This is a genomic window from Arcticibacterium sp. GJ41-1 (assembly GCF_055808875.1).
Genome location: NZ_CM147888.1, coordinates 4,112,667 through 4,135,426 on the forward strand (window position 1 = coordinate 4,112,667; position 22,760 = coordinate 4,135,426).

Below are 22,760 nucleotides of genomic sequence, written 5' to 3' on the forward strand. Positions count from 1 at the left end.
ACATAAAAAGTAATGACATAATTAAAAATAACACCATGATTAAACTAACTGTTCTATACGGACACCCTACTGACCCTACTGCTTTTGAAGAGTATTACGCTAATACACATATGCCTTTGGTGGGTAAAATCAAAGAAATTGAAAAAGCAGAAACTACCAAATTTCTAGATGAAGCTGATGGTAGCAAAGCAGCCTACTACCGAATGGCCGAATTGTGGTTTGCTGATATAGATGCATTACAAGCAGGCATGGGTTCTGCTGCAGGACAAGCCACTGCTGCGGACATTGCGAATTTTGCTACTGGTGGTGTTACTATTTTGACAGGAACTGTAGGATAACAATCATAACATTGGGGCCACCGAAAACCATTATAGAGTAGGTGAAAAATAAATTATATAACGATGAAAAAACAAAACTCTTACCTAGCAGGATTAGCATTTTTAGCTCTAGTAACTTTTGGATGTAATGAAGTAAAAGAAAGTTCCGAAGAAATCACAGACCAAGTAGCCACTGTTATGGAGCCTGATATGATGGCTATCAAAGCCGAAATTCAAGCTATAGAAACCGCTTTTGCTGCGGCTCATACGGCAGGTGATGTAGATGCCATTATGTCTTTCTATGCTGAAGACGCCATAACCATGGGAAATGACCAGCCAGCTATTAGCGATGCTGAAACTATGCGAAAAGATGTGGAAGCTAGTGTTGCAAAAAACGCCGAAAACAGTGTAACCACTTTTGATGTGGTAGACGTATTCGGTTCAGAAAATCAAGTGACAGAAACTGGCATCACCACGATTAAAGACGGCGACGGAAAAGTTATTAGGACTGGAAAATACATGGCTGTGTGGGAAAAACGTAATGGCGAATATGTATGTATTAGAGATATCTACAATAATGATGCTCCTAAGAAATAATTCGACATTCCGATTTCGGTTGTCGCAAATTATTAAACTGATTCTGAAAAACTTTTAAACCTTAACAATTAACCTAAACCAGTGCGGTATCAGCACCCTAAAAACGATAAAACTACCATGAAAAAAATAACGATTGGATTATTAATGATGTTACCTTTCATCGGCTTTGGCCAAAAAAAGGAGAACGGTAAAATCTACATTGAGCATCCTGCCATAAATGTGGTAGACGCCTTTACCAAGGCCATGGTAAGCGGAGATACCATAGCCATGGCTAAACATATGACGGATGATTTCATCTCATATAACCCAGTGACCTCAACTCAATTTGATAAAGGAACAACTAAGTCACAGTTTCTAAGAAACGCTATGGTTTGGCATGATCAGCTTGATTATTATTCAATTAAAGCAATGGGCGGCTCTTACCCCGATGCTTTTGAATACGCCAAAGACCCAAGTGACAATAATGCAGTAACTGTAGAGTCTTGGGACATACTGAAAGGTGTGCATAAAAAGACAGGTGTAAAAGCAGATATGTTAATGCATCGTGCATTTACTCTTACTAAGGATAATAAGATTAGAAGAGCCATGCTATATATTAACCCAGAGGTGGGAAATGAAATTGGCAGAGGATACTCTGAGCGAAAAAATGGCACCATTTATAGCCAACATGAAAACATAAATAGCCTAAGATTAATGTTAGCGGCAGCTGAGAATGGAGCCTTTGAGAAATACTACAGTTTTTTCTCAGATGACGCCACATTTAATGACATTAACGCTGATAGTTTTAAGTCAATTTCTTTAAAAGATGATAAAGCCCAAAAGACGGCCTTTTTAGAGAATTTCGAAATAGTGGGTTTTGAGCCAATTGGCTACCCAGATTATATGCATTACGAAATGGGTAACTCTGGAGTGCTCTATTCTTGGTGGAAGCTTCATCTTACAAGAAAATCTGACAAAAAAGCTATTGAAATGCCTATACACTATCAGCATAATGTAAATAATGAAGGAAAGTTTAATAATGTAATCTCGTATTACAACGCGGCATTGCTGAAGTAATATTTTAATTGTTCTTATAGAAATCCCGCTTTTAATTTAAAGGCGGGATTCTTAATCACAATCTTGACAGCCCCATCTAGTAAACTCTTGATGGGGCTTTTTTTGACACAAACTCAATAAAAAGCTGCAGTAAAGTATCACCAATATTAAGTTTTCAAACTCAATATTACCTCAACGTTAAGTTATTGTTAATAAATGTATCTTGTATATGATTCCAAAACCCGAGACATCATGAACAAGTTTATCTACGCATTTCTATTAATCACCCTATTTTCTTGTCAAAAAAGCTCCTATAAACTAGAAAAAACAGCTAATATCAACTTTCCTAACTACAGTAAATCATTTGCTATTATTGAAAGACAATCCAGCAATAATCTGGAGAATAAGCTCACCCCTATTGTGCGGAAGCACCTCATAAAATCAAAATGGATTTATGACGACCAAAATCCAGACTTATATGTCAACATAGCTTATGATGAAACTTATCAAAACATTCAGATTAGCCTTTTAGAAACCGAAAGCTTACGCTGCATTTGGCAGGGAAAGATATTTGAACTGCCAGCAACCAAACACGACTTCCAAATGGAACGTATAGTGCATTCCGCATTTAGTAAGTAGTTTTTAATTTCTAAACCAAAACATAACATTTCCATAAACAAATTTAGGCCACACACATGGCAGAAAGAGCTATATTTACAGTAGAAACACTCTTTTTATAGCCATGAAAAAAGAAGCACTTGTATCTGATATAATTCGTGATATTTTTGAGCAAAAAGCTCATGAAGCCTATTTTGGAGAAAACGTAACTCAGCTACAGCATGCCGTTCAATCTTACGAACTCGCCAAAGAAAAAAATGCCGATTTAGAACTTTGCATTGGAGCATTCCTGCATGACATAGGTCACCTGATAGAAGAAGACACTGAAGAACTGGGTGCTATTCATCATGACCAAGCTGGTGCAGACTGGTTAGCAGAGAATGGTTTTTCCGAACGTATTGTGGCGGTAGCTAGCCAGCACGTAAACGCTAAAAGGTACCTCTGCTATAAATATGCCTCTTACCGTTCTAAACTCTCTGAAGCCAGTAAAGCTACTTTGATTTTGCAAGGCGGTGTCATGAAAACCACCGAGGCTTTGGAGTTTCAAAACCACCCTTACTTTGATGATATTATTTTAGTTAGACTTTGGGATGAGCAAGCCAAAGACACTGAAAAAGAACCCTTTAACACAGAAATTATTTACAACCAAATAGATCAATTATTCCAATAACATGAAAATCAAAATTTTATCTCTTTTGCTATGCATCAGCATAGCTGGTTTTGCCCAAAAAACTGAAAATGTAATTATAGTAACGCTAGACGGCCTTAGATGGCAAGAAGTTTTTCAAGGTGCTGACAGCGAATTATTAAACGACGAAAAATATACAGAATCTATTAAGAAAACTTCGGAAACTTTTTGGGCTGACGCTCCTGAACAAAGAAGAGAAATGCTCATGCCTTTTCTCTGGAGTACGGTAAAAAACGAAGGGATTATCATAGGAAACAGAAAGCTCGGAAGTAAGATAGATATCAAAAACCCTTATGGTTTTTCTTACCCAGGCTACAATGAAATTTTGACAGGATATCCTGACAAAAAAGTAGACTCAAACGATAAAAAGAATAACGAGAATATTACTTTCTTGGAGTTCTTAAACAAGAAACCAGCCTTTAAAGGCCAGGTAGCAGCTTTTTCTACTTGGGATGTATTTCCATATATCATAAATGAAGAAAGAAGTGGCGTTTACGTAAACACTGCTCATGATTTAAGCGAAGTCACACACACTAAAACAGAGGCTCTTCTTAACGACATGGAGCAAACCGTGCCCAGCTTAGCCAGTGCAAGACATGACTACATCACCTTTTATCAAGCTTTTGATTACCTAGAAACTAAGAAACCAAAGGTACTTTACATTGCTTTTGACGAGACTGATGAATTTGCCCATGAAGGGAAATATCGTGATTACCTATATGCCGCCAATACCATTGACACCTACATCAGTAAGCTTTGGGAGTTTTGTCAAAATGACCCACAGTACAAAAATAAAACAACCATTATTATTGCCACAGACCACGGTCGCGGGGATGCTGATAAGTCACAATGGACTAGTCATGGCGACAAAGTAAAAGACTGCGGCTCTATTTGGATGGCTGCAATTGGCCCTGATACTGCCTCAAACGGCGAAATTGATTTTGACCATCAAAACCACCAAAACGAAATAGCTGCAACGGTAGTCAAATTATTAGGACAGAAGTTTGAAAATGGGCATGAGATTGGTAAGCCTATCGAACTGATTGTTAAATAACACAATTAAGTGTCGGGCTTTACCCGACACTTAACTTCTCTTTCCCTCTAGCTTTTACAGGATCCATCATATAGGTAACGATGCTGTTATCTTTCAAAAGCTCTACCACTCTAAATCCTTTATAATCGGTTCCCCAACTTCCGCCAATGTGCGAATCAAAAATAAAAGGAACATCATTATGCATTTTCACACCATCTTGGTCATGTTCATGACCATGGAATACCGCTCTCACATTTGGATAATCTCTTAACAAAAGAAAAAAGCCAGGCGTCTCTATTCCATTCGCAGTCCATTTGGCTTGTGGAATATGAATAAAAATAAAAACGTTTTTAAGTTTATTAAAAGCATCCAGTTTATTACGCATCCAAGTCAAATCTGGAGAAAGGTACGTCCCTTCCTCGTCAGAAGTGGTTGCAAACAGAAAACCATTCCCTTTTTCTTCAAAAGCAAAATTGACTGGCATTCCCCAGGTACTTTCCCAGTCTGAATCTGAGACCTTATCATGATTCCCTTTGGTAACATAATAAGGCACTTCTAATTTATCTGCTTTTGCTTTTACCAGCGGCATCAAGTGCGGTTCGTCATGAATTAAGTCTCCATTTAAAACGCAAAAATTACAAGGCATTTCCTTCTGAAATAAGTTTGCCTTATCTCTAAAGGTGTCAAACATAGCCTCAAAAGGCGTATCCGGCTGACCATAATGTGCATCCGATGCAACCAAGAATCGAAGTTTAACCTTCTCTTTCAATCCTGATAGTTCATTGGCTGACAAGTTTTGGAACCCTCCTGCCCCTAAAATCAAGGTAGCCATTGAGGCATTTCTTAAAAATTCTCTTCGTGATGTGTTCATAGCGTTGTTTTATAATTCAAACAAATTTATCCAAATCCTTTGAATTATTCTAACAGTAAATATTAATAAATAATGACCACTTCCTTTACAATTTCATCATGTATAGCTAACTCCTAATTTACCTTCAATTAGGAATTTAGCCTGATGAAAAATCAGGTAATCACCCGTATTTTAGCTCGTAATAAAGTCTTCTTCATTCTTTGGGCTTCCATTGCCACTTTTGGAGCCTACTTTTGCACCTATGCTTTCAGAAAACCCTATACCACAGGCACTTTTGAGGGTTTCTTCTTTGGGGAAATGGAGTACAAAACTGTTATAATTATAGCCCAAGTAATAGGCTATATGCTCTCCAAGTTTTTGGGTGTCAAAATTATTTCTGAACTAAAAGCCAAACAGCGAATTCTGCTTATCATATCGCTTATCTTAATTGCCTTGCTTTCGCTTACATTGTTTGCTTTTATACCAGCACCCTATAACATCATTTTCATGTTTATGAACGGTTTGCCATTGGGCATGGTGTGGGGAGTAATTTTCAGCTTTCTAGAGGGCCGCAGATTGACAGAATTACTAGGCATGGCTTTAAGTGTCAACATGATAATCACGTCGGGTATCTTAAAAAGCACCTATTTACTAATACAGACTAGCTTTGCTTTCTCCGATTTTCAGATGCCCTTAGTCATGGGCTGCACCTTCTTTCCGTTTTTCTTACTTGCCGTGTGGATGCTTTCCAAACTACCTCCACCTACGCAAGCCGAAAAGCTTTCTAAGATGAGCAGAAAACCTATGAGCAAAGTGGAGAAAAGGGAAGTTTGGCACAGCCTATTTCCAGGCTTAAGTTTATTGATAATATCCTATGCTTTATTTACTACGTTAAGAGACTTTCGAGATAACTTTGCTGTAGAAATTTGGCATAACCTTGACCCTAATATTGACATCAGTGTTTTTGCTAAAACCGAAAGTTTAATAGGCGTTATCGTCATGTCTTTGATAGCCCTTTTAGTACTCATAAAAAGCAACCGACTAGCCTACCGCTTTATTAACCTTGCCATGATAGTTTCCCTTTTCGGTTTACTTATATCTACTTTACTTTTTAAGCAAGGACAACTTTCCCCATTTAATTGGCTAGTGAGCCAAGGCATCAGCTTTTACCTTCCTTACCTCTTAATTCAAATAGCATTTTTCGAAAGACTCATTCCTATTCTAAAAATAAAGTCTAATGCAGGTTATTTTGTTTACCTCTGCGACTCTGTAGGTTACCTCGGAAGTGTTTTATTACTTTTATATAAGGAATTTTTAGCTGCCAATATAAATTACGCACAGCTCTTAGTACGCTTTAGCTACATTACCGCAGCAGTAGGTTTAGCCTTAATAGTAGGCCAATATTTCTTTTTCACTTACCTACTAAACCAAAAGGACAAAGTATCAAATTTGGTACAAACTTCTAATTGATGCTTCGGCATATCCCGAGGAAGAGGTCATTCCTTTACCTCCTATTCCTGTAATTATTTTGATATTCCTCTCTACATCATGTACAAAAATATCGTCTTCATGTTGACCATAAAAGCCTGCCCACCTTTCGGCTATGCAGTCTTCTGGCAAATTCAAAATTCGCCTAGCTTCCTTCATGATTAAATCATCAATTTCAGGTTTACTATCACAGCCTAATTCAGACAAACCATTTATTCCGGCATACTCATGAGAGTCGCCTATAATAATGGAACCATCGTCTGCTTGTTTAAATAAGATATGAATACCTTTTTCTTTCAGTTCTTGATACCTGTCTGGTGTTTCTAAAGCCTCAAATGAGGGGCACTCCGTGAAAGACTCATACCGCCTAATAGTCAAACCCGTTAAAATATTTGACTTTAAATTTATGTTTGTCAAAGGCTTCGTTTTAAGCATTTGAAGCTTGCTTATTATAATATTGCTTTCAGCAAAAAAAGCAGGATAAAGCGTTTTGAAAGAATATCCACAGCAAATGATTACCTGCTCTGATTCGTACGTAGTACCATTTTCAATCTCCACATCGCAGCCTACCATTTTTTGAATAGTAGCTACCACTTTATGATTATAACGTACATGAACCATCCCCGTTTCGTTCAAATAATCACTTATTCGATGCACCATTTGACGCGGGTCTACGCTCAACTCTTGAGGATAAAACAAACCACTTTTTATATAGTCTGGATTTAGGTCGGGAAAGCGTTCTACAATTCCTTTTTTCGAAAACATTAAACTTTCATAACCCTCTTCTGTATGCTTTTCTCTAAGCTCTTCCAAAAGGCCTTGCTCGGCATCATCCGAAGCTATGTAAACACTACCATGTTGGCGTATGGTAAAATCTGCTTTTTGCTGTAATTCTAAATAATGAACTAAACTTCGCTGTCCATATTTATTCCATTCTGAAGATAGACCAGAAGGTACTACCTGACCAAAATTCTGAGTACTAGAGCCTTTTTGCTGCTGGTCTTTATCTAGCAAAAGGACATTTTTACCAAGCCTAGCAGCATGGTAAGCGTGGAAAGTGCCCAGAACGCCAGCACCCACCACTATTAAATCATATTTCATAGGGTATAGGAATTAAAACGTAATAAAAAACCTTCGCTCTTTTTGAATATTAAGGTTTAATACTTTAGATAAGTCTGCTAAACTATTAAGTAAACCATCATTTTTATGAGCACTAAGCTGCTGATACGAATGACTACCATTGGTCACAGCTAAACTTTTCAAAACATTTGCATTATAGCCTTCTTCTAAATCCACTGGGGTGTCTCCTATTTTAATCACTTTAGAAGGCCCTGAAATGTTTAAAAAATCAATAGCACGCTCTATCATATACGGCTCAGGTCTGCCTGCCTCTACTTCAGAAGGTGTCACAGAAATATCAATCGGTGTTCTCCCTCCTACTTTCACAAAATCATCATTAAGTCCATCAAGCCAACCCAGCTTATCCAAAATAATATTGGTCACTTTTCTGTAGAAACCTGTGGTTAAGGCTATTTTGATATCATTCCTTTTTAATATATCAAAAGTCTCTAGGCAATGCTCTGTTGGTAAAATCTCGGAATCCTGATAATGGTTTTCTAAAATTTCACAGAAGGTGTTATAAGACAAATCCACGTAATCTTGTAAGTCGTGTGTACTTGTGAGTTTTTCTTTCCAAAGCAGTTCAAAAACATCCCTCTTAGCATAACCCTGAAGTGCAAGTATTCGCTCATCTGAAACATCTAATCCTGTATCTTTGCAAGCCTCTGCAAAACACGTTTCCACTTCTCTTTTGTCTCTGACAGTAGTGCCAGCCATATCAAAAACCACAAGGTTTATATCTACCATTTTGCATTATTATTTTGACAATATTATTGAACAATGCTCATAGTTAAGCCCCTCAGAAGGTTAAGTAATTGTTAGCTTTTTGCTTAATAAAACCTTTATTTTCAGGCAACATTCTCTTAATATGAAAACAGTACTTTAGCCTCGAAATGATATAGGTTATATAGTTTAACGAGGCATTTAAAAACGGAGGACTTTCTTCCGTTTTTTCTTTTTTATTAGAGACGTACAACCTACGCCGCCCTAGTTCAGTTAATGTACTACAACATTAAAAACATAAACTCCATGAAAGTTTTAATAAGCCTTATCCTTTGCCTTAGCCTATTTTCTGCTTGCGAAAAAGATGATATCAACTTCAATAGCGACTTTGAAAAGAGTGAAAAAGCTTGGTTAAGTTTCAAGAACACCTGGAATAACTCTTATCAATACACCGTGGTAAACGGCTCTTGGGTGGGTTCTGGATGGGAAACTAAACTAACTGTTACTAACGGTGTGGTGACTGAAAGATACTATAAATACACCCCAGCACCTGACTCAAAGCAACCTATCATAGAATGGACAGAAAACGAAAGCGAACTTAATACCCACACTGACTCTGCTGCTGCTGAAACAATTACACTAGATAAAGTTTATGAAAAAGCTCAACTAGACTGGCTATTAAAAAGAGATGATGCCGAAACGTTTTTTGAGGTAAACGATGATGGACTTCTGTTTCAAGCTGGCTATGTCCCTAATGGCTGTGTAGATGATTGTTTTGTGGGAATAAGTATTCGTAAAATTGAGATGGTCGACATTCTAGGAGTAAATGCTTATTGCAGATAAACCATTTTATTGTATGCTTATATTTAAGAGGTGTCAGACTAAAACTATCTAGTAAATTTTCTTAATTTCAATGCATAAACCCATTGAAATGAATAATAGAAGAAACTTTATCAAAAACCTGAGTGCTGCCTCTTTAACAGCCGCAATTCCTTTTGCTTCGGCTTCCGCCCTCAAATCCATTAACCTCGACGATAGTGTAAAAGTAGGCCTTATAGGAGTTAACAGTATGGGCTGGGCAGACCTGAAATCATTCTTAAAAAATGATGAAACAGCCTGCATTGCCCTTTGCGATGTAGATGCCGAGCTCCTAAAAAAGAGAGCAGACGAATTAGAAGCCAAAACAGGCTTACGCCCAAAAACTTATAAAGACCACCGCGAATTCTTAAAAGCCGCTGGCTTACAAGCCGTGATAATAGGAACACCTGACCACTGGCACCATATTATGATGACGGATGCCTGTGCCGCGGGAATGGATGTTTATGTAGAAAAACCTATAGCCAACAGCATTCACGAGGCAGATTTGATGGTAAAGGCTGCCAGAAAATATAAGCGAGTAGTGCAGGTAGGTCAATGGCAACGAAGCGACCCACACTGGGACTCCGCTTTTGCTTATTTAAAAACAGGAGATTTAGGAAAAATAAGGCAAGTCAAAGCCTGGGCCGATGTGAACTACGGAAGAGGTTTTGATGTGGTAGCAGATAGTGCACCACCTGCAGGTGTAGATTATGACAGATGGCTCGGTCCAGCACCTAAAATACCTTTTAACAAAAATCGCTTTCATGGTACCTTTCGCTATTTCTGGGATTACGCCGGTGGATTAATGACAGACTGGGGCGTTCATATGCTAGACATGGTTTTGGCAGGCATGAATGCTACTGCTCCAAAATCTGTAGTGGCAATTGGTGGAAAACTCGCTTTCCCTAACAATGCCGCAGAAACACCCGATACTCTGACCACCGTTTATGACTTTGGTGATTTCAGTTTCATTTGGGAGCAATTTATGGCTATGGGCATTTCGCCATATTTAGAAGATATGGGAAAACCTGGTGTAGCATTCATAGGCGAAAATGGAATTCTAGCTGTAAATAGAGATACTTGGAAGGTTATTCCTTTAGAAGAAAACGGTAAATACATGACAGAAGCTATACCTCCTCAAAAAAGCCGAAGCAGTGGATTAGATGCTCACACCAAAAACTTTCTAGAATGTATTAAATCTAGAAAAGACCCAAACTGTACCATAGAAATGGGAAGAAACGCCGCCTTGGTAGCTCACCTGGGAAATATAGCTTACCGAACAGGCAAAAAACTCGACTGGAACGACAGCAAAAGCACCATCAGCAATGAAACAGATGCCAATAAATACTTAAAGCCAAACTACCGAGCCCCTTGGAAACTTTGGAAAAGCTAATAGCAACAATTTCATTATCAATAGATTACAAAAACAATCAAATAAATACCACCAAAAGTGAACGCTCATTCATTTTTGGTGGTTTTACTACTGATGACATTACTAAATAGGTAAAACATCGATTATTAATTTAAAAGACAAAAATGGCTAGGCTTCAGAAAAGCATTGACAAACGTACCGCTCTTTTAAAGTCCACACTTGGACTTATAAATGAAGGAGGAGTGCAGGAGGCGTGCATGTCTAAAGTCGCAAAAATGGCAAATGTTTCTCCTGCCACCATCTACCTGTATTTTGAAAATAAACAGGATTTGGTAAATCAGCTTTATAATGAAACTAGGGAGCTTTTCAGTAAAAACGCCTTTAAGGCTTTTGATGAAGACATGCCCGTTAAGAAGAGTTTTAGGGCTATTTGGTATAATATTGCCGAATTCAGGTTGAAACATAATGAGGAAGCATCTTTTCTAGCACAGTGTGAAAGCACACCTATTGTGGAGGAAGACAGATGCAAAAAAGACCTTCATCATTTAAAACCATTGGTAGATTTATGGTTAAGAGGTCAGCGAGAAGGTATTATCAAAGAGATTGAACCATACCTACTTTATGCCTATACCATTTATCCAATGTCCTTTGTCTTAAATAAAGAAAATCGAAAAGTGGAACCTGATTTTTTAGAGGCAGCTTTTAACGCTGCTTGGGATGCCATCAAACGATAAAAAGATTTTTTTGCAATAAAAAGAGAATGAACATTCATTAATTATGGAATTGTTAGACAAACTAAATTGGCGTTACGCCACTAAGGCTATGACTGGAGAAAAAGTAGCCCAAGAAAAAATTGACAGAATATTAGAAGCGGTATCACTAGCACCTACATCAAGTGGCCTTCAGCCTTTTGAGGTAATTGTGGTAACTAACCAAGAAGTAAAAGATAAAATTAAGCCAATAGCCTGGAATCAGTCAGTAGTTTCAGACTGCTCGCACTTATTAGTTTTTGCGGCATGGGATACATACACAGCTGAGCGTATCAATAAAGTTTTTGACCACACTAATGATGTAAGAGGTTTCACTAACGAGGGTTGGGAAAACTATAGACAAATGCTTTTAGGCTCTTATCCTCAAAAAGACGCTGAAGTAAACTTCCAACATGCAGCCAGACAAGCTTACATTGCTTTTGCTGAAGCTATAACGGCTGCTGCTTTTGAAGGAGTAGACAGTACACCAATGGAAGGTTTTGACCCAGCAGCACTTGATGAAATCTTAGGATTGAAAGAAAAAGGCTTAAGAAGTTGCGTGATTTTACCTGTAGGCGTAAGAGATGCAGAAAAAGATTGGTTAGTAAATTTACCAAAGGTTAGAAAAAGCAAAGAAGACCTTATTACTGTTGTAGCTTAATTTAAGATACATCGTTTTATATTTGACCAGAGTTCTTATCAGAACTCTGGTTTTCTTTTAAACGCTAGCCTAAAAAACTGCGTTAACCTAGCATACAAACTATCTGACATGACAAAAATTCTCAGCTTTTTCTTCTACCTCCTGATTTTAGTGAGCTGTTCTAGCAAAAATCCAAATACAGAATGTTTTGAAAACAGATATCCCTTTCAAGATGCTCCCGATAAAGCGGACATCTTAAACTTGTCATATGGCATAATGGAGGGAAAAGTAAGTGGTGAGTACAATTGGCTTCCTTTAGAAAAAGATAAGCGTATCGGTCATTTTGAAGGGTCTGAGAAAAACGGTGTTATAACCGCTCAATATTACTTTGAACAAGAAGGCATTTCAGACAGCACCCAAATACAAATTACTATTTCAGAACAAAAGGCGATAGTTAAAGAACCCGGTTCCAACTTTGGATTTGAGGCCGAGATTATGAGAATTCATTGTGACTAATAAATGTGATTTAGTATTTAACGTGAGTTCGACGTAAGGCTAAAACATACTTTACTTATAATGAGACATTTTATGGTAAAGTTTGTCATGATTTTGGCTTTTTTTGCCAAAATCTCGCCAAACAAATTATTATATTCTATTGATTGCGTAGAGCTTACGCCCTACGCTACCGATATTACGCTCCTCTGGAGCTAAAAGCTTCTTTCTTACATCGAACTCGCGTTATTTAATAACATCTACCCTCTCCAAGCCTTCTCTTAAAGACAGTTACTTAAAAGTTCAAGCTCCATAGGAGCGAAATATTAATAGTAATCCACCTCCTAAGCTATTACCGTTTGGCGTTATTTTGGCCTTAAAAGTCAAAATCATGACAAACATTATATTCAAAATCTCAAAAAAAGCCCGAATCAATTAAGACTCGAGCTTCAAGTTTACTATGATGAATAGACTCTTCTATAAGTTTCCTTTTTTCAGTTCTTCTACTGCATAATTTGCAGCACGAGCTGTAAGAGCCATATAAGTCAAAGAAGGATTTTGCGTTGAATTTGAAGTCATACAAGCTCCATCCGTTACAAAGACGTTTTTACAATGGTGTAATTGATTCCACTTATTTAAAAGCGAAGTCTTTGGGTCATTACCCATGACCACACCACCCATTTCATGAATATCCAATCCCGGATTCCAAGTGGTTTTTCTATTTGCTTTGATATTTTTAAAACCAGCCACTGTGAGCATTTCAGTCATCTGCTCTTCGTAGTCTTTGGCCATTTTCATGTCATTATCATCCAATTCCACATTTACCCTAAGCAGCGGTACTCCCCAATCATCTATTTGCTTATGGTCCAGCTTAACATAGTTTGTTTCTTTTGGAACAGTTTCTCCCATAAAATGAGAGCTAGCATGCCAATTTCCGTACTCGATTTTATTAAGGTTATTCTTCAATTCCATACCCAAACCCTCCGAATTAGTCAGAGGCGAACGCGTAGCAGAAAAACCAGCAGCATAGCCTCTTAAGAAATCCGTTTCTTGCTCTTTCACATTTCTAAACCTAGGAATATAACTACCATTTGGCCTAGTACCATCCGTTTTAGAGTCAAGCATTCCATCATACTCGGCAGACATTCCAGTAATAAAACTGTGGAAATGAATATACTTGCCCATTTGCTCATTATCATTTCCTATTCCATTCGGAAATCTAGATGACTTTGAGTTTAAAAGAATCAAATTCGTATTTATCGTAGAGGCATTTAGGAAAATAACTTTCGCATAAAACTTCTTTTCTTTCTTCGTCATAGCATCCACCACATTCACGCCTGAGGCCTTCCCTGTTTTTTCATCATAAATGATAGAATGAACCACAGAATTAGGACGTAAGGTCAAATTTCCAGTTCGCTGAGCCCAAGGTAATGTAGAGGAATTACTACTAAAGTATCCTCCATAAGGACAGCCTCTTTGACAAAGATTTCTGTGCTGGCACTGCCCTCTTCCTTGCTCATAATGAATAGGCTGCGGGTCTGTCAAGTGAGCACATCTACCTATAATTACTGGTCTTTTTCCATGATAGTGTTCCTTCATTTTTTGTGTAAAATGTTTCTCTACACAGGTTTGCTCATGCGGTTTCAGAAATTCGCCATCTGGCAGCGAATCTAAACCATCTTTGTTTCCGCTAATTCCAGCAAAAATCTCCACATGGCTGTACCATGGAGCAAGGTCATCATAACCAATAGGCCAATGCACGTCAAAACCATCTCTTGCAGGGCCTTCAAAATCATATTTACTCCATCGCTGTGTACCACGAGCCCAAAGTAACGACTTCCCACCTACTTGATATCCTCTAATCCAGTCAAAAGGCTTCTCTTGAATATATGGATGCTCCTTATCTTTAACTATAAAGTGCTTACTATCTTCTTTGTAAATGTAAGTTTTGCTTGCAATCGGACTTTCATCTTTCAATTTCTTTGGCACCTGACCAAGGTGCTCAAACTCCCAAGGCTCCATCATGGCCGTAGGGTAATCCACCACATGTTTGACATCCTTCCCTCTTTCTAATACTAAGGTTTTAAGACCGTGGTCACAAAACTCTTTTGCAGCCCATCCCCCACTAATTCCTGAGCCAATCACTATGACATCAAAGGTATTTTTCTTTACTGCTTTATTATTTAAATAGGTCATTTCTTTGATTAAAATTTATAGCTAATCACTGCTCTAAACGGGCACACAGCCGTGGAAAAAACCCGGTGCCATCACATAATTCCGATAAGTGGTCAAATAATACTCAGAATGCGTATAAGCTCTAACTGTTAAGTTTTTGACAAAAGAGAAAAACCTTTTGTCAGACATTTCACTTGCATTTTTCATGCTCGCAAAAACCGCTGTTCTTTTCTCCAAATCTAATTCAGAGAACGCCTTGCTATACTTCTGATTTGAACGCTTATCAAGCTTTTCTAAACCTGCTCCAAACATCTTCCTCACATCCGCCCCATAACAATCGTTTACCATTCGCTCTAGGTATAAATGTGCTCCTACGGACTTAGCTCCTGGTGTTTCTGATTCTGGAATTATACATTCCACCAAAGCCGACAAAGTCACTTCGTTTTCAAAGTTCATTTCCTCAAAAGAAGCCTTACTCCATGAATTTGCCCAAGAAGGTAAAGCCAGCAAAGTACCAAAACCCAAGCCTAAAGTTTGTATAGCTTTCCTACGTTCCATAATTTTAACTTTTTAACAATTAGCTCAAATTTATAAAAATTGCTAGTGCAGACCAATAGGCAACTTCCCAACTGAAGCTTTCCTGCTTTTTTTGATGAAATAAATTCCACACACATACCAACTGTAATACGAAAATACAGCTATTAAATTACGTAAATCCTTATTTTTGCTATACAATACTTAAAAAGCCGAATGAAATTCAATACCATTATTCTTACACTACTTTTAATTAGTAACTTAGGATACGCTCAAGAAAAAAACTATGTTTTATTAGTCTCTTTTGACGGCTTCAGACATGACTATGTTGAAAAATATAACGCCACCAATTTTAAGGAATTCATTAAAAAAGGAACAGCCGCTGAAGGTTTAATCCCAAGTTTCCCTAGCAAAACTTTCCCAAACCATTATAGTATCATTACTGGTTTATATCCAGGCAACCACGGCCTAGTGGCCAATACTTTTTACGACCCTAATAGACAGGCTAACTATCGCATTTCAAATAGGCCTTTGGTAGAAGACCCTTATTATTACGGAGGAACGCCACTCTGGCAATTATCCCGTGAACAAGGTTACAAAGCTGCCTCTTATTTTTGGGTAGGCTCAGAAGCTCCCATAAAAGGACATTTCCCTGATTATTACCATATTTATGACGGCTCTGTAAGTAATAGCACACGTATAGATGAAGTAATAAAATGGTTTCAACTTCCCGAAAAAGACAGACCACGATTTGTCTCTTTATACTTTTCATTAGTTGATAGCCAAGGTCATAGAACAGGGCCAAACTCTGAAGAACTGAAAAATACAGTGGAAGAAGCCGACCAAGTACTAGGATACCTCATGAAGTCTTTAGAAGCAATTGACCTCCCTGTAAATGTAATTGTGGTATCTGACCATGGAATGAAAGAAGTTAAGAACACAGATTATGTAGATTTCAATGAACTAAGTCTTAAAATACCTCCTTACGCTACCGTGGTTTATGACAAAATTCTCTCCATGGTCTTTTTACCTTCTGAAGATATTGACGGCATTTATGATTCACTAAAAACATTAGAGAAAAACTTCAAAGTTTATAAAAAAGGAGAATTGCCTAAAAAGTGGCATTATAATAAGAATGATAGAATAGGCGACTTAGTTTTGGTTGCCAACCCAGGGTTTGCCTTCCGAAAGCAAATGACCAATGAAGAAATTACTGGAGAACATGGCTATGACCCATATACTACTTCACAAATGCAAGGAATCTTATACGCTCAAGGTCCTCAAATTAATTCTGGCTTGACTACCGAACCTATTGAAAATGTCAACATTTATCCATTAATCACTAAAATCCTTGGCTTTAAAAATCCAAAAATTGACGGTAAGTTCAGAAAGATAAAAGCTTTCTATAAAAAATAATCCCGAAAAGACAGGCCCCTACACACCTCTATTTCAAGCACTTAAGCGACACACCCAAAATACATGTAATGCTTCTAAAACCTCCTAGGCAACATTTTAGGCGAAATCTCAGTATATACTATTAACAATCACTAAAATATAAGCTATCGCATAAACTTCGACGCCATTAACCTTTTCATCATATGAGAAAAATTACTTCTGCCGCCCTTTTGGCAGGTTTTATATGTGTGTGTTCGGCCTGTAAAGAAGATGATGTTATAAGCCCAGCCACACTCACAGTAGCGGAGACTATTGTAGAAGAAAATTCGGGAACCTCTTACAGCTCCATCAATAACTGGGCTTATGAAACCATGAAAGACGCCTACTATTGGTCTTCTGAAATGGCTTCCTTGGCAAATCTTGATGTGAGTCTAGAGCCTTTTAGCTTTTTTGAAAAACTGATTTACAACAGAGAAACCATTGACCGTTTTTCTTCGCTGACAGATGACTTTGAAGGTTTAGAGAATGACTTCAATGGCATTAGCAAGATTTTCGGACTTCGTTACACCATTGCTTACTTAGACAATTCGAGTACTAACCTTGGACTATTCCTAAGTCAAATCACTCCCGGAAGTGCTGCCGAAGCCGCAGGAATGAAACGAGGCGATGTCATTATCACGATTGACAATCAAAACATTACTTCAGCTAATTTCTCTTCGCTATTTAGCTCTAGCGACACCCATAGTTTCGGCTTTGGTAAACTTCAAAATGACGTTTGGGTAAGTGAGGGAGCTGTAAGTGTAACCAGCATGGTGACTGAGGAAAACCCGATAGCGTATTCTGGCATAATAGATTTACCAGTTTCAGAAAGAAAGCTTGGCTATTTACTTTATACGCAGTTCATACCAGGCTCTACAGACGAATATGACAATCAGCTGAGGTCTATTTTCGCAGACTTCAAATCGAATCAAGTAAGTGAATTAGTTTTAGATTTAAGGTTTAACGGAGGTGGCTATATCAGCTCTGCAGAGGTGCTCTCTTCACTTATAGGAAAGAACACAAACACTAGCGATATTTTCTACATTGAAAAATGGAACGAGTCATACGACAGCTATTTGCGTTCAGCCTACGGCTCAAACTATTTTAACCATAGTTTCTTAAACGAACCAAATAATATTGGCAATCAGCTTTCAAGAGTTTTTGTACTTACTTCAAACAGTACTGCCTCAGCAAGCGAGCTTGTCATAAACGGCTTAAAACCTTACATGGAAGTAATAACGGTGGGAGAAAACACCTATGGGAAAAATCTTTTTGGCACTTTAGTGGGAGACGAGGTCAATAAGTCCAACTACGGCATTTACGTCATGCTGGGAGAAACCACAAATGCATTGGGTCAATCTGACTATGGCACTGTGGACGGTATCACTCCTGATTATTACATAGAAGATAACCAAATACCATACTTACCAATAGGCGATTATAACGAAACTCTATTTAGTCAAGTATTAGATATTTTAGGAGAAAAAACTTTGGCGTCAGCTAGGTTGAGCAACAAAACTACGCTTTGGCGTAAAAACAAGTTCTACATAAAAGAAGCAGAAGCCAAACCATTGGCAAAAACCATTAGAACAATCCCCACAGCAGAAAAGTAAAAATTGATTAAAATGTAAAAGAGGTATTGACTTTCGAAAGAAGGTCAGTGCTTTTTTTATGTTCGCTTTATTCTAAAAAGCTTTTTGTCTGCATAAAAAGTCCCAAAAGGAATTAATGAAGCCAACAAAGCCCAAAAGGTTTTGGTCTTGCTCCATTTATTGTAGTAAGACACCCAAAGAACCAAACCCACATAAAGTATAAAAAGAAGCCCGTGCAGCATTCCTACAATATAATTTGGCTTCGGAAGCTCATACATATACTTCAGAGGCATAGTAATAGCTAGCAAAAGGTAAGAGCAACCTTCCATAAAGCCCACAATTCTTAGCCAACCCAACGGGCTATTAAATATCGTTTTATCCACCTAAATCAGTTTTTATAGTAAGAATTGGAAATTTGCTAAAAAGATTCAACTTAACATAAAAAAACGAGATGAATCGTAGAATAATCTTGTGATGCCAAGCTCCTATGACAAAAAAAAACTAGCTTTATGGCATACCTATGGCAGTTCAAAAACTAAATATTACAGACTTCTTAGAAAAGGCTAAGACACTTCCCGTCTTGGATGTGAGAAGCCCTTCTGAGTTTTCGCACGCTCACATTACTGGGGCTATTAGCCTACCCCTATTTACCGACGAACAGCGAAAAGTGGTAGGCACAGCTTATAAAAAAGAAAGCAGAGAGAAGGCTATCAAAATAGGCTTAGACTACTTTGGACCTACCATGCGTAGTATGGTAGAAACCGTGGAGAAAATAACCAAAGGTGCCCCACAAGAAGTGTTGGTACACTGCTGGCGTGGTGGCATGCGAAGTGGTGCGGTGGCTTGGCTACTTGACCTCTATGGTTTTAAGGTATATAGCTTGGCAGGCGGTTATAAGGAATACCGACGTTGGATTAATAGGCAGTTCGAAAAAAAACGTAATTATAAAATCATTGGTGGCTATACTGGCAGTGCCAAAACACTGTTGCTCCATCAGCTTGAAGCTGATGGCCACGCTATTATTGACATTGAAGGTTTAGCTAATCATAGAGGCTCTTCTTTAGGCGGAATTGGTCAAAAACCACAGCCGAGTCAAGAGATGTTTGAAAATCTTTTAGGAAGAGCTCTCGCAAAACTAGACGAGGCCGAATTTATATTTATTGAAGATGAAAGCCAACGTATTGGAAACACTCAAATTCCACTACCCGTTTGGCAACAAATGAAAGAAAGCACTGTATATTTCTTAGAAATCCCTTTTGAAAAAAGGCTTGCTTTTTTAAGTATAGAATATGGAAAATTGCCAAAAGAAGACCTTAAAGATGCTATTCTCAGAATTCAGAAAAGATTAGGCGGATTAGAAACCCAAAATGCCATTAATTATTTAGAGTCAAATAACATCGAGGCTTGTTTTGGAATACTACTTCGTTATTACGACAAATGGTATCTCAAAGGCACACTGAGCAAGAAGTCGATGATAAAAATAGAGGCTGAAAATATAGCCTTGCAGCAAAACGCTGCTTTATTAATGAAACAAATATGGAAGAAATAAAACTCACGCAATATTCGCATGGAGCCGGCTGTGGCTGCAAAATATCTCCTGCGGTGCTAGATGTTATCTTAAAAGGTAATATATCTATGCCTGATAATGACAAACTTATAGTAGGAAACCATAGCCGAGACGATGCAGCTGTTTTAGACCTCGGGAACGGAACCGCTCTTATTTCTACTACCGACTTTTTTATGCCGATAGTAGATGACCCTTACAATTTTGGAAGAATAGCCTCTGCAAATGCCATATCAGATGTTTACGCCATGGGTGGCAAACCCGTTTTAGCGATTGCCATATTGGGCTGGCCCATCAATAAACTGTCGCCAGAAGTGGCTCAAAAAGTCATAGACGGCAGTAGAAGCATCTGTAAAGAAGCAGGCATTTCCTTGGGTGGCGGGCATAGTATTGATTCTCCTGAACCTATCTTTGGTTTAGCTGTAAACGGTATTGTGGATGTTAAAAACATCAAACAAAACAACAAAGCACAGGAAGGCGATGTACTATTCTTAACAAAGCCTATTGGTGTTGGAATATTGACAACAGCCGAGAAGAAAGCTATTCTTAAGCCAGAGCACAAAAACTTAGCGGCTAATCAAATGATGCAGCTAAATAAGATAGGCGAAGTTCTTGGTAAAATGGATTCGGTTTCCGCCATTACAGATGTTACTGGTTTTGGACTTTTAGGTCACCTTACAGAAATGGCTGAGGGTAGTGGATTAAGTGCCGAAGTATCCTTTGACAAAGTACCACTTATTGCCCCAGAAATTATAGACTACATTAATGCAGGAGCGGTACCAGGTGGTACCAATAGAAACTGGGACAGTTATGGCTCTAAAATTGGTTCAATTACGGCATTACAAAAATCCATCTTGGCAGACCCACAAACTAGCGGAGGGTTATTAGTGGCAGTTAACAAAGCAGCCATAAGCGAATTTCAAGATACTTTGAAAGCAAATGGACTTGATAAATTCACGGAACCCATTGGTCTTTTAAAAGCCAAAGGTGAACATGCCGTTACAGTACTTTAAACACGAAAAAGGCGGCCGTGGCCGCCTTTTTCTATTATATATAAATCTACTTTTTGAGTACTACCACTGGCTAATTATCTCATTAACCTCATCTTTAGTCTTTCCCAGTTTAATCTCTAGTCTACCTAAAAGCTCATCTTCTTTCCCTTCTTCGTAAACTAAATCATCTTCTGTTAGTTCTCCGTACTCCTGCTTTAGGTTTCCTTTAATTACATTCCAATTACCACTGATTTTATTCTTTAAACTATTCATCTTGAAACTATTCATCTTGCTTGTGTTTTAATTTAAAATAAGATTTCTTACTGTTCTTCTTAAAACGACATTCCAGAGAAAATCTATAGACAAAACCGCCACACAAATAAACCTAAACCACTACAAAACAATAGATTAAAACAAATTTCTTACTAAAATACTATTTCACCCACCGTAGAAAACATGGGGAATAGAATCCATAAGGTGTATATTTTACTCCCAACCTCCACCTAAAGCTTTGTAAAGATTCACCACAGATTGCAGCTGCTCTAACTTGTCATTCACTCCATTAAGCTGAGACACTATCAGTGCCTGCTCGGAGTTTAACACATCGGTATAGTTAGTATTTGAACTGTACACCAACAAATCTTTAGTATACTCCGCAGCTTTTGTCAAAGACTCAATTTCCTTTCCTCTTATCTCTTCTCTTTCTACCGCTGTTTGATAAGCAAAAAGTGCATTAGAAACTTCTTGACCCGCTCCTAAGAGTGATTGCTGAAAAGCATATATGGCTTGTTTTTGATTTGCTTCCGCAATAGCTAACCTCGCTTCATTTCGTCCTTTACTAAAAATAGGTTGCGTTAAACCACCCACTAGATTGTAAAATATTGACCTATTAAAAAAGTCTTTCAAATCAAAGCTATTAAAACCACCGCTTGCAGTAATGGTTAATGATGGGTAGAAATATGTTTTAGCCACATTTACATTTTCAAAAGCCGCTACAAGAGCAAATTCTGCTTCCTGAACGTCAGGTCTGTTTTGAAGAAGCTCTGCTGGCAAACCTGTTTGCAAGTCAGCATAAGCCCTCTGAATATCTAAACTTGACCTTCTGATTGAACTCGATGGCGACCCTAATAAAAAACTCAATATGTTTTCCGTTTCTCTAATACCTTTCTTGATATTAGGAATAAGAACCTCCGCCGAATAAAGATTGGCTTCAGCCTGCATCACTTCGGCTTCTGTCACATAACTAGCATCTTTTAATGCTCGCATAGACTCCACACTTTCCTTTCTGTTTAAAACAGTTTGCTCTGTCACCATTAACTGCTTATCTAAAGCCAAAAGGCCATAATATGCATTGGCAATATTGGCTATCAATTCGGTTTGAATAACTCTCTTGGTAGCATCCTCTTTCATCAAATTGGCGTAAGCAGCCTTCTTTGCACTTTTTAACTTACCCCAAATATCTGCTTCCCAGCTTGTATTTAGCTGAAGCGAATTAGTTGACGTGGCTAATCTGATTGACCCGACAGGGAAATTGACCGCCTGTGACGAAAGTTGATTTTCAGTTCTACTTAATCCTGCACTAAGGCTTGGGAAAAAGGCTAATTCACTCTCTCTAAAACTGGCTTGCACAGCAGCTATTCTCTCTACTGCTATTTTCAAATTTAGATTCTCCGCCAAACCTGTCTCTATCAAGTCTTGCAAGATAGGGTCGGTAAAAAGCTGCTGCCATTCTAAAGAAGCTATGCCAGTGCTATCGGCATTTTCTACACCTCTGTACAGGTCTTCTGTATTTACATTAGGCTGCTGATAAATGCTTGGTTTTACACAAGCACTTAACAGAAATACGCCAAATGTCAATATCGATATACTTAATTTCAATTTCATTTTTAA

General features: G+C 38.0%; 24 protein-coding genes. 16 read left to right on the plus strand and 8 right to left on the minus strand.

Annotated features, from left to right (window positions below):
- Positions 1-35: 35 nt before the first annotated feature.
- The 6 genes from AC0L6O_RS16855 to AC0L6O_RS16880 all read left to right on the plus strand — a co-directional run bounded on the left by AC0L6O_RS16855 (position 36) and on the right by AC0L6O_RS16880 (position 4,309).
- Positions 36-338, plus strand: coding sequence for an EthD family reductase (locus AC0L6O_RS16855; RefSeq protein WP_473303999.1), 303 nt, complete (start codon positions 36-38; stop codon positions 336-338).
- A 63-nt stretch (positions 339-401) separates the two neighbouring features.
- The gene (locus AC0L6O_RS16860; protein WP_473304000.1) at positions 402-914 is read left to right on the plus strand and encodes a YybH family protein; all 513 of its coding nucleotides are present in this window, start codon (positions 402-404) and stop codon (positions 912-914) included.
- A gap of 117 nt (positions 915-1,031) precedes the next feature.
- Entirely contained in the window at positions 1,032-1,970 is a 939-nt protein-coding gene (locus AC0L6O_RS16865; protein WP_473304002.1) for a hypothetical protein, read from the plus strand.
- Between the two features lie 231 nt (positions 1,971-2,201).
- Positions 2,202-2,588: a hypothetical protein gene (locus tag AC0L6O_RS16870; RefSeq protein WP_473304004.1), complete on the plus strand. Its 387-nt coding sequence runs from the start codon at positions 2,202-2,204 to the stop codon at positions 2,586-2,588.
- A 103-nt stretch (positions 2,589-2,691) separates the two neighbouring features.
- Positions 2,692-3,237 carry an HD domain-containing protein gene (locus AC0L6O_RS16875; protein WP_473304006.1) on the plus strand — a complete coding sequence of 182 codons (546 nt, stop codon included), beginning with the start codon at positions 2,692-2,694 and terminating at the stop codon, positions 3,235-3,237.
- A gap of 1 nt (position 3,238) precedes the next feature.
- On the plus strand, positions 3,239-4,309 hold the full coding sequence (locus AC0L6O_RS16880) for an alkaline phosphatase family protein (protein ID WP_473304007.1): 1,071 nt from the start codon (positions 3,239-3,241) through the stop codon (positions 4,307-4,309).
- Between the two features lie 19 nt (positions 4,310-4,328).
- Here the strand turns inward: AC0L6O_RS16880 and AC0L6O_RS16885 are convergent, their stop codons facing one another.
- Positions 4,329-5,159: a metallophosphoesterase family protein gene (locus AC0L6O_RS16885; protein ID WP_473304008.1), complete on the minus strand. Its 831-nt coding sequence runs from the start codon at positions 5,157-5,159 to the stop codon at positions 4,329-4,331.
- A 144-nt stretch (positions 5,160-5,303) separates the two neighbouring features.
- Here AC0L6O_RS16885 and AC0L6O_RS16890 point away from each other — a divergent pair, with 144 nt between their 5' ends.
- Positions 5,304-6,608 (plus strand): DUF5690 family protein, encoded by a 1,305-nt coding sequence (locus tag AC0L6O_RS16890; RefSeq protein ID WP_473304010.1) that lies wholly within the window; start codon positions 5,304-5,306, stop codon positions 6,606-6,608.
- Here AC0L6O_RS16890 and AC0L6O_RS16895 read toward each other — a convergent pair.
- Entirely contained in the window at positions 6,582-7,727 is a 1,146-nt protein-coding gene (locus AC0L6O_RS16895; protein ID WP_473304011.1) for a TIGR03364 family FAD-dependent oxidoreductase, read from the minus strand. The two genes, AC0L6O_RS16890 and AC0L6O_RS16895, sit on opposite strands and share 27 nt — an antisense overlap.
- Positions 7,728-7,739: 12 nt before the next feature.
- Positions 7,740-8,492 carry an HAD family hydrolase gene (locus AC0L6O_RS16900; protein WP_473304012.1) on the minus strand — a complete coding sequence of 251 codons (753 nt, stop codon included), beginning with the start codon at positions 8,490-8,492 and terminating at the stop codon, positions 7,740-7,742.
- Positions 8,493-8,774: 282 nt separating this feature from the next.
- On the opposite strand from AC0L6O_RS16900, the gene AC0L6O_RS16905 reads away from it, so the two are divergent.
- The 5 genes from AC0L6O_RS16905 to AC0L6O_RS16925 all read left to right on the plus strand — a co-directional run bounded on the left by AC0L6O_RS16905 (position 8,775) and on the right by AC0L6O_RS16925 (position 12,603).
- On the plus strand, positions 8,775-9,311 hold the full coding sequence (locus AC0L6O_RS16905) for a hypothetical protein (RefSeq protein WP_473304013.1): 537 nt from the start codon (positions 8,775-8,777) through the stop codon (positions 9,309-9,311).
- Between the two features lie 88 nt (positions 9,312-9,399).
- Positions 9,400-10,719, plus strand: coding sequence for a Gfo/Idh/MocA family protein (locus tag AC0L6O_RS16910; RefSeq protein ID WP_473304014.1), 1,320 nt, complete (start codon positions 9,400-9,402; stop codon positions 10,717-10,719).
- 143 nt (positions 10,720-10,862) lie between these two features.
- A complete protein-coding gene (locus tag AC0L6O_RS16915; protein WP_473304016.1) occupies positions 10,863-11,432 on the plus strand; it encodes a TetR/AcrR family transcriptional regulator in 570 nt (189 codons plus the stop codon).
- Between the two features lie 43 nt (positions 11,433-11,475).
- The gene (locus AC0L6O_RS16920; protein WP_473304018.1) at positions 11,476-12,108 is read left to right on the plus strand and encodes a nitroreductase family protein; all 633 of its coding nucleotides are present in this window, start codon (positions 11,476-11,478) and stop codon (positions 12,106-12,108) included.
- Positions 12,109-12,216: 108 nt separating this feature from the next.
- On the plus strand, positions 12,217-12,603 hold the full coding sequence (locus AC0L6O_RS16925; protein ID WP_473304019.1) for a hypothetical protein: 387 nt from the start codon (positions 12,217-12,219) through the stop codon (positions 12,601-12,603).
- A 453-nt stretch (positions 12,604-13,056) separates the two neighbouring features.
- On the opposite strand, the gene AC0L6O_RS16930 is transcribed toward AC0L6O_RS16925, so the two are convergent.
- Both AC0L6O_RS16930 and AC0L6O_RS16935 read right to left on the minus strand, forming a co-directional pair.
- A complete protein-coding gene (locus tag AC0L6O_RS16930) occupies positions 13,057-14,775 on the minus strand; it encodes a GMC oxidoreductase (RefSeq protein WP_473304021.1) in 1,719 nt (572 codons plus the stop codon).
- Positions 14,776-14,808: 33 nt separating this feature from the next.
- The gene (locus AC0L6O_RS16935) at positions 14,809-15,312 is read right to left on the minus strand and encodes a gluconate 2-dehydrogenase subunit 3 family protein (RefSeq protein ID WP_473304022.1); all 504 of its coding nucleotides are present in this window, start codon (positions 15,310-15,312) and stop codon (positions 14,809-14,811) included.
- 192 nt (positions 15,313-15,504) lie between these two features.
- On the opposite strand from AC0L6O_RS16935, the gene AC0L6O_RS16940 reads away from it, so the two are divergent.
- Positions 15,505-16,704 (plus strand): alkaline phosphatase family protein, encoded by a 1,200-nt coding sequence (locus AC0L6O_RS16940; protein ID WP_473304023.1) that lies wholly within the window; start codon positions 15,505-15,507, stop codon positions 16,702-16,704.
- A gap of 182 nt (positions 16,705-16,886) precedes the next feature.
- The gene (locus AC0L6O_RS16945; protein ID WP_473304025.1) at positions 16,887-18,335 is read left to right on the plus strand and encodes a S41 family peptidase; all 1,449 of its coding nucleotides are present in this window, start codon (positions 16,887-16,889) and stop codon (positions 18,333-18,335) included.
- A 56-nt stretch (positions 18,336-18,391) separates the two neighbouring features.
- Here the strand turns inward: AC0L6O_RS16945 and AC0L6O_RS16950 are convergent, their stop codons facing one another.
- Complete coding sequence (locus AC0L6O_RS16950; RefSeq protein ID WP_473304026.1) at positions 18,392-18,697, minus strand: DUF3817 domain-containing protein; 306 nt, start codon at positions 18,695-18,697, stop codon at positions 18,392-18,394.
- 137 nt (positions 18,698-18,834) lie between these two features.
- Between AC0L6O_RS16950 and mnmH the strand changes: the two genes are divergently transcribed.
- Together mnmH and selD are read left to right on the plus strand one after the other, a co-directional pair.
- Entirely contained in the window at positions 18,835-19,863 is a 1,029-nt protein-coding gene (gene mnmH, locus AC0L6O_RS16955) for a tRNA 2-selenouridine(34) synthase MnmH (RefSeq protein ID WP_473304028.1), read from the plus strand.
- Complete coding sequence (gene selD / locus AC0L6O_RS16960; RefSeq protein WP_473304029.1) at positions 19,851-20,891, plus strand: selenide, water dikinase SelD; 1,041 nt, start codon at positions 19,851-19,853, stop codon at positions 20,889-20,891. Before mnmH ends, selD begins: the two co-directional genes overlap by 13 nt.
- A gap of 60 nt (positions 20,892-20,951) precedes the next feature.
- On the opposite strand, the gene AC0L6O_RS16965 is transcribed toward selD, so the two are convergent.
- On the minus strand, positions 20,952-21,158 hold the full coding sequence (locus AC0L6O_RS16965) for a CsbD family protein (protein ID WP_473304030.1): 207 nt from the start codon (positions 21,156-21,158) through the stop codon (positions 20,952-20,954).
- Between the two features lie 198 nt (positions 21,159-21,356).
- Positions 21,357-22,754 carry an efflux transporter outer membrane subunit gene (locus AC0L6O_RS16970; RefSeq protein ID WP_473304031.1) on the minus strand — a complete coding sequence of 466 codons (1,398 nt, stop codon included), beginning with the start codon at positions 22,752-22,754 and terminating at the stop codon, positions 21,357-21,359.
- Between the last annotated feature and the right edge of the window lie 6 nt (positions 22,755-22,760).

Bases quoted from the DNA above. Each gene is read 5' to 3' on its own strand.
- AC0L6O_RS16855 (WP_473303999.1), top strand. From the start codon at position 36: ATGATTAAACTAACTGTTCTATACGGACACCCTACTGACCCTACTGCT.
- AC0L6O_RS16860 (WP_473304000.1), top strand. From the start codon at position 402: ATGAAAAAACAAAACTCTTACCTAGCAGGATTAGCATTTTTAGCTCTA.
- AC0L6O_RS16865 (WP_473304002.1), top strand. From the start codon at position 1,032: ATGAAAAAAATAACGATTGGATTATTAATGATGTTACCTTTCATCGGC.
- AC0L6O_RS16870 (WP_473304004.1), top strand. From the start codon at position 2,202: ATGAACAAGTTTATCTACGCATTTCTATTAATCACCCTATTTTCTTGT.
- AC0L6O_RS16875 (WP_473304006.1), top strand. From the start codon at position 2,692: ATGAAAAAAGAAGCACTTGTATCTGATATAATTCGTGATATTTTTGAG.
- AC0L6O_RS16880 (WP_473304007.1), top strand. From the start codon at position 3,239: ATGAAAATCAAAATTTTATCTCTTTTGCTATGCATCAGCATAGCTGGT.
- AC0L6O_RS16885 (WP_473304008.1), bottom strand. From the start codon at position 5,159: ATGAACACATCACGAAGAGAATTTTTAAGAAATGCCTCAATGGCTACC.
- AC0L6O_RS16890 (WP_473304010.1), top strand. From the start codon at position 5,304: ATGAAAAATCAGGTAATCACCCGTATTTTAGCTCGTAATAAAGTCTTC.
- AC0L6O_RS16895 (WP_473304011.1), bottom strand. From the start codon at position 7,727: ATGAAATATGATTTAATAGTGGTGGGTGCTGGCGTTCTGGGCACTTTC.
- AC0L6O_RS16900 (WP_473304012.1), bottom strand. From the start codon at position 8,492: ATGGTAGATATAAACCTTGTGGTTTTTGATATGGCTGGCACTACTGTC.
- AC0L6O_RS16905 (WP_473304013.1), top strand. From the start codon at position 8,775: ATGAAAGTTTTAATAAGCCTTATCCTTTGCCTTAGCCTATTTTCTGCT.
- AC0L6O_RS16910 (WP_473304014.1), top strand. From the start codon at position 9,400: ATGAATAATAGAAGAAACTTTATCAAAAACCTGAGTGCTGCCTCTTTA.
- AC0L6O_RS16915 (WP_473304016.1), top strand. From the start codon at position 10,863: ATGGCTAGGCTTCAGAAAAGCATTGACAAACGTACCGCTCTTTTAAAG.
- AC0L6O_RS16920 (WP_473304018.1), top strand. From the start codon at position 11,476: ATGGAATTGTTAGACAAACTAAATTGGCGTTACGCCACTAAGGCTATG.
- AC0L6O_RS16925 (WP_473304019.1), top strand. From the start codon at position 12,217: ATGACAAAAATTCTCAGCTTTTTCTTCTACCTCCTGATTTTAGTGAGC.
- AC0L6O_RS16930 (WP_473304021.1), bottom strand. From the start codon at position 14,775: ATGACCTATTTAAATAATAAAGCAGTAAAGAAAAATACCTTTGATGTC.
- AC0L6O_RS16935 (WP_473304022.1), bottom strand. From the start codon at position 15,312: ATGGAACGTAGGAAAGCTATACAAACTTTAGGCTTGGGTTTTGGTACT.
- AC0L6O_RS16940 (WP_473304023.1), top strand. From the start codon at position 15,505: ATGAAATTCAATACCATTATTCTTACACTACTTTTAATTAGTAACTTA.
- AC0L6O_RS16945 (WP_473304025.1), top strand. From the start codon at position 16,887: ATGAGAAAAATTACTTCTGCCGCCCTTTTGGCAGGTTTTATATGTGTG.
- mnmH (WP_473304028.1), top strand. From the start codon at position 18,835: ATGGCAGTTCAAAAACTAAATATTACAGACTTCTTAGAAAAGGCTAAG.
- selD (WP_473304029.1), top strand. From the start codon at position 19,851: ATGGAAGAAATAAAACTCACGCAATATTCGCATGGAGCCGGCTGTGGC.
- AC0L6O_RS16965 (WP_473304030.1), bottom strand. From the start codon at position 21,158: ATGAATAGTTTCAAGATGAATAGTTTAAAGAATAAAATCAGTGGTAAT.
- AC0L6O_RS16970 (WP_473304031.1), bottom strand. From the start codon at position 22,754: ATGAAATTGAAATTAAGTATATCGATATTGACATTTGGCGTATTTCTG.